General features: G+C 59.8%; 5 protein-coding genes and 1 tRNA gene. 4 read left to right on the top strand and 2 right to left on the bottom strand.

Going from position 1 to position 4,982, the window contains the following annotated elements; translation table 11 throughout:
• Together ACPYOI_RS34900 and ACPYOI_RS34895 are read left to right on the top strand one after the other, a co-directional pair.
• A partial coding sequence (locus ACPYOI_RS34900; RefSeq protein WP_481424060.1) for a DUF444 family protein occupies nt 1–525 on the top strand: 525 nt, incomplete at its 5' end.
• Nucleotides 522–2,072 carry a SpoVR family protein gene (locus tag ACPYOI_RS34895; RefSeq protein WP_481417283.1) on the top strand — a complete coding sequence of 517 codons (1,551 nt, stop codon included), beginning with the start codon at nt 522–524 and terminating at the stop codon, nt 2,070–2,072. The genes ACPYOI_RS34900 and ACPYOI_RS34895, both read left to right, overlap by 4 nt.
• A gap of 37 nt (nt 2,073–2,109) precedes the next feature.
• On the opposite strand, the gene ACPYOI_RS34890 is transcribed toward ACPYOI_RS34895, so the two are convergent.
• A tRNA-Arg gene (locus tag ACPYOI_RS34890) sits at nt 2,110–2,186 on the bottom strand.
• A gap of 68 nt (nt 2,187–2,254) precedes the next feature.
• Nucleotides 2,255–3,418 carry a M20 aminoacylase family protein gene (locus ACPYOI_RS34885; protein WP_481416400.1) on the bottom strand — a complete coding sequence of 388 codons (1,164 nt, stop codon included), beginning with the start codon at nt 3,416–3,418 and terminating at the stop codon, nt 2,255–2,257.
• A 150-nt stretch (nt 3,419–3,568) separates the two neighbouring features.
• On the opposite strand from ACPYOI_RS34885, the gene ACPYOI_RS34880 reads away from it, so the two are divergent.
• Together ACPYOI_RS34880 and ACPYOI_RS34875 are read left to right on the top strand one after the other, a co-directional pair.
• Nucleotides 3,569–4,690, top strand: coding sequence for a D-alanyl-D-alanine carboxypeptidase family protein (locus ACPYOI_RS34880; protein ID WP_481416401.1), 1,122 nt, complete (start codon nt 3,569–3,571; stop codon nt 4,688–4,690).
• A gap of 9 nt (nt 4,691–4,699) precedes the next feature.
• A partial coding sequence (locus ACPYOI_RS34875) for a CobW family GTP-binding protein (protein ID WP_481424059.1) occupies nt 4,700–4,982 on the top strand: 283 nt, incomplete at its 3' end.

The raw sequence follows: 4,982 nt of genomic DNA, 5'->3' as shown, positions 1-4,982 counted from the left end.
ATGTCTGAGCATATGAAGGACCTGGCGAAGCGGTTCTATCTTCTCCTCTATCTCTTCCTCTCGCAGCGCTACAAGAAGGTGGAGATTGTCTTCATCCGTCACACGGACAGAGCCGAAGAGGTCGATGAGGAAACCTTCTTCTATGGCCCGGCGACCGGTGGCACGCTTGTCTCCAGCGCGCTTGCGGCCATGCGCGCGATCGTGGCGGCGCGCTTCGACCCGGCCGAGTGGAACATCTATGCCGCCCAGGCTTCGGATGGCGACAATTCCTATTCGGATGGGACAAGGACGGGACAGCTGCTGCGCCATGAGATTCTGCCGCTGTGCCAGTATTTCGCCTATATAGAGGTCGGCGACGAAGACAGCGATTCCTCGGTGTCACGCTCACCGCTGTGGATGCTCTACGAAGAGATACGGTCCGAGCTTCTGCCGTTGTCGATGCGCAAGGTATGTCGTCGAAACGAAATATTCCCGGTCTTCCACGAACTCTTCCAGAAACGTGACGGACAGAAGGTGGCGCCATGACGACAACAGCGATGTCCAAGGAGCGATTGCTGTTTCACGGTGCTGACTGGGATTTTACGACGCTGCAGCGAATCTACGACGCGTGCGAGGACATCGCGCTCGGCGAACTCGGCCTCGACGTTTATCCCAATCAGGTCGAGGTCATCACCTCGGAGCAGATGCTCGACGCCTATTCGTCTGCCGGCATGCCGCTGTTTTACCGGCACTGGTCTTTCGGCAAGCATTTCGCTCACCATGAAGCTTTTTATCGCCGCGGCATGCGCGACCTTGCCTACGAGATCGTCATCAACAGCTCGCCCTGCATCTCCTATCTGATGGAGGAAAACTCGGCGACGATGCAGACATTGGTGATTGCGCACGCCGCCTTCGGGCACAATCATTTTTTCAAGAACAATTATCTCTTCAAGTTGTGGACGGACGCCGAGGGAATTCTCGACTACCTCGATTTCGCCAAGGGCTACATCGCTCACTGCGAGGAACGCTATGGCGAGGTTGCCGTGGAGCGCACGCTCGACGCCGCGCACGCACTCATGTCGCATGGCGTGCATCGGTACGCCGGCAAAATGAAGCTCGACCTCCGTGAGGAGGAACGGCGGCAGCAGGAACGTCGCGCCCATGAAGAGCAGATCTTCAATGATCTTTGGCGTACCGTGCCCGTCAGCAAGACGCGCGCGGCAGCCGATGCCGGCCTGGAGAAGCGTCGCGCCGCTCTTGGTCTTCCGCAGGACAATATCCTCTACTTCCTTGAGAAATCGGCGCCTCGACTGCAGCCATGGCAGCGCGAGATTCTGCGCATCGTCCGCCATGTCGCGCAATATTTCCATCCGCAGCGGCAGACCAAGGTGATGAACGAGGGGACGGCGACCTACGTCCACTACCGGATCATGAACAGGCTTCACGAACGTGGCCAGATCAGCGACGGAAACTACCTCGAGTTTCTGAAGTCGCATGCCAATGTGGTGTTCCAGCCGAACTACGACGACCGCCGTTTCTCCGGCTTCAATCCCTATGCCTTAGGCTTTGCGATGATGCAGGATATTGAGCGGATCGTGGCAACGCCGACCGAAGAGGACAAGGCGTGGTTTCCGGACATCGCCGGGCGGGGTGACGCCATGTCCGTGCTCCGCGAGATCTGGGCCGATTACCGGGACGAGAGTTTCATCAACCAGTATCTCAGCCCGAACCTGATCCGCCAACTACGCCTTTTTCATCTTTACGACGACCCGGAACAAAAAGAGGGAATCCTGGTCTCGGCGATTCACGACGAGCGCGGCTACCGGCGTATCCGCCGCCAGCTTTCCCGGGAATATGACATCGGGTGGATTGATCCGGGCATAGACATCGTTGATGTCGATCTCGCTGGCGACCGCCGCCTCCTTTTGCACCATAATGTAGCGAATGGCTGGCTCCTTCAGGAGACCGAAACCAAGCAGGTGCTCCAGCATCTGGCCGACCTTTGGGGCTACGACGTCTTGCTTCAGGAAATCAGTAGTTCCGGCAAGGTGGCGAAGGAACACGCGACGAGCCCGCGCAAGCCGCTGCAATAGCGACCTCTCCGCATCCGGCATTTATCCGGAGGAACAGTGGTGATCCCGACGCGATTCGAACGCGTGACCCTCAGATTAGGAATCTGATGCTCTATCCTGCTGAGCTACGGGACCACTGATGCCATGCATACAAAAGGCTCGGCGCGAAGCCAAGCCTTTTTGAAGTCCCCACAGCTATGAATTCAAGCGCCCAGGCGCTGTTCGGCCAACCGGACCCAGTAGGAAATCCCGTGGGCGATGACTTCGTCGTTGAAATCGTAGGCCGGGTTGTGGAGGCCCGCGGTGTCGCCGTTGCCGATGAAGATGAAGGCGCCGGGGCGGGCGTTCAGCATGTAGGAAAAATCCTCGCCGCCCATCATCGGATCGATCTCCGGATTGACGTTCGCCGCCCCTGCTATGTCGGTGGCGATGGCGATCGCGTGGGCGGTCTCGGTCGCGTGATTGACTGTAACGGGGTAGTTGCGGTGAAAATGGATATCGGCCTCCGCGCCATGCGCAGCCACCAGGCCGTTGATGACCTGCTTCAGCCGTGTTTCCGCCAGATCGCGGATGTCGTCATCAAGCGTGCGGATCGTGCCGGCGATCACCGCGTCGTTCGGGATGACGTTGTGGGCAAAACCCGCATTGAACTTGGTGACCGAGACGACGACGGAGCGCAGGGGATCGGCGCTGCGGGAGGCGATCATCTGCAGGTTGGTGACGATCTGAGCGCCGATCGCGATCGGGTCGATCGTCCGGTGAGGCTGGGCGGCATGGCCGCCGCGGCCCTTGATCGTGACGGTAAACTCGTCGGTTGCCGCCATGATCGGACCCTTGCGGATGGCGAAATGCCCGACGGGCAGCCCAGGAAGATTATGCATGCCGTAGACTTCCTGGATGTTGAAGCGCTCCATCATGCCGTCCTGAACCATCAGGTTCCCGCCGCCGCCGCCTTCTTCGGCCGGCTGGAAGATCACCGCAATATCGCCGTTGAAGTTGCGCGTCTCCGCGAGATATTTGGCAGCACCGAGCAGCATCGCGGTGTGCCCATCGTGGCCGCAAGCATGCATCTTGCCGGGAGTGGTTGATGCCCAGGGCTTGCCGGTAATTTCAGTCAGGGGCAGGGCGTCCATGTCGGCGCGCAGGCCGATCGTCCGGCTGCCTTCACCCTTGCCCTTGATCAGGCCGACGACACCGGTGCGCCCGATGCCGGTCACAATTTCGTCAACGCCGAACTCCTGCAGCTTCGCGGCAACGAAGGCTGCCGTGTTCTCGACCGCGAAAAGAAGCTCCGGCCGGGCGTGAATATAGCGGCGCCACTCGCTCACTTCGTCTTGTAATTCAGCGGCTCTGTTCAAAATCGGCATGCATGATTTCCTATGACGAGATCGGATGATTGGCGGCGGGCGCGATGCGAATGCCGCAGAAAGAACTTATTCAATGGCCTTTGCCATGTCATGGCCATATAGGCTAAATAGGTGAGGTTTCGAAATTTCCGGACATCTTAAGGACTAATCGTGTCGACGCGCCAGAACAATTTGTTTGCCGCTTTGCGGCCGCTTTCATTCGCAGCTGCCGTTACCGCCGCATTTTTGTCTTCCGCCCCGCTGGCGCAGGCCAACCCGCACATTCTCGTCGACGTTCAAAGCGGCCGCGTGCTGGAGCATGAGGAAGCGTTCAGCAAGTGGTATCCGGCCTCGCTCACCAAGCTTCTGACGATCTATACCACCTTCGAGGCGGTGCGCTCCGGCCAGATCAACTTTGACACGCCGATCGTCATGAGCAAGCGCGCCGCCTCCCAGCCGCCGGCAAAGATGTATTTCAAGCCGGGCCAGAAGCTCACGCTCGACAGCGCCATCAAGATCCTGATCGTCAAGTCGGCGAACGACATCGCGGTCGCGGTCGCCGAAGCGGTCGGCGGTACGCAGGAAGCCTTCGTGATGCGCATGAATGCCGAGGCCCAAAAGCTCGGCATGACGGATTCACATTTCATCAATCCGAACGGATTGCCCGGCAAGGGCCAGTACACGACGGCCCGTGACCTTGCGGTCCTCGCCGTGGCTCTGCGGCGCGACTTCCCGGAATATGCCGGTTACTTTTCGGTCGAAGGTATCACCACCGGTAAGCAGAACATTCCCGCCATTAACGTGCTGATCGGCCGTTTCGCCGGCGCCGACGGCATGAAGACCGGCTTCATCTGCGCCTCCGGCTTCAATCAGGTGAGCTCGGCCACGCGGAACGGTCGCACGCTCATCTCCGTCGTGCTCGGCACCGACAGTCTTGCCGCCCGCGCCGACGATTCCGCCGATCTTCTGCAGAAGGGCTTCACCACCGCCGCGACGAGCAACGACACGCTCAGTTCGCTGAAGCCTTATGGGCCTGGGCAGGATCAGGTCGCCGACATGACTGCGGACATCTGCAGCACCAAGGGCGCCAAGGTGCGCAGCGAAACCCGCGACGAGGTTGGCCGCATGAAGATCCTGTCGCCCTACATTCAGGAGCGGGACCACGAACCGAGTTTCGTCTATGCCGGCCTGATTCCCGGGCAGGATCCTCCGCCGAGCAAGGTGGCGAAAGCAGACGAAATCGGCGATATCGCCAACGTGCCGGTGCCGGTGCCGCGCCCGGCGTCCTTCTGAGGCTAAGCGATGAGCGTTCATCCCGACAGGATCCCCGTCACGATCCTGACCGGTTTTCTCGGTGCCGGTAAATCGACGCTTCTGAACCGCATCCTCAAGGATCCGGCGATGAAAGATGCTGCCGTCATCATCAACGAATTCGGCGATGTCGGCATCGATCACCTTCTGGTCGAGAGGTCGGGCGATGCGATCATCGAACTTTCCGACGGCTGCCTTTGCTGCACCGTGCGTGGCGAACTCGTCGATACGCTGGCGAACCTGATGGATGCGGTACAGACCGGCCGGGTGAAGG

It is taken from the genome of Rhizobium sp. SVR5-2C (assembly GCF_056755115.1).
This window is presented reverse-complemented; position numbering and strand designations above follow the sequence as displayed.

Excerpts from the sequence above, each read along its gene's own strand:
- ACPYOI_RS34895 (WP_481417283.1), top strand. The coding sequence starts at position 522 with ATGACGACAACAGCGATGTCCAAGGAGCGATTGCTGTTTCACGGTGCT.
- ACPYOI_RS34885 (WP_481416400.1), bottom strand. The coding sequence starts at position 3,418 with ATGCCGATTTTGAACAGAGCCGCTGAATTACAAGACGAAGTGAGCGAG.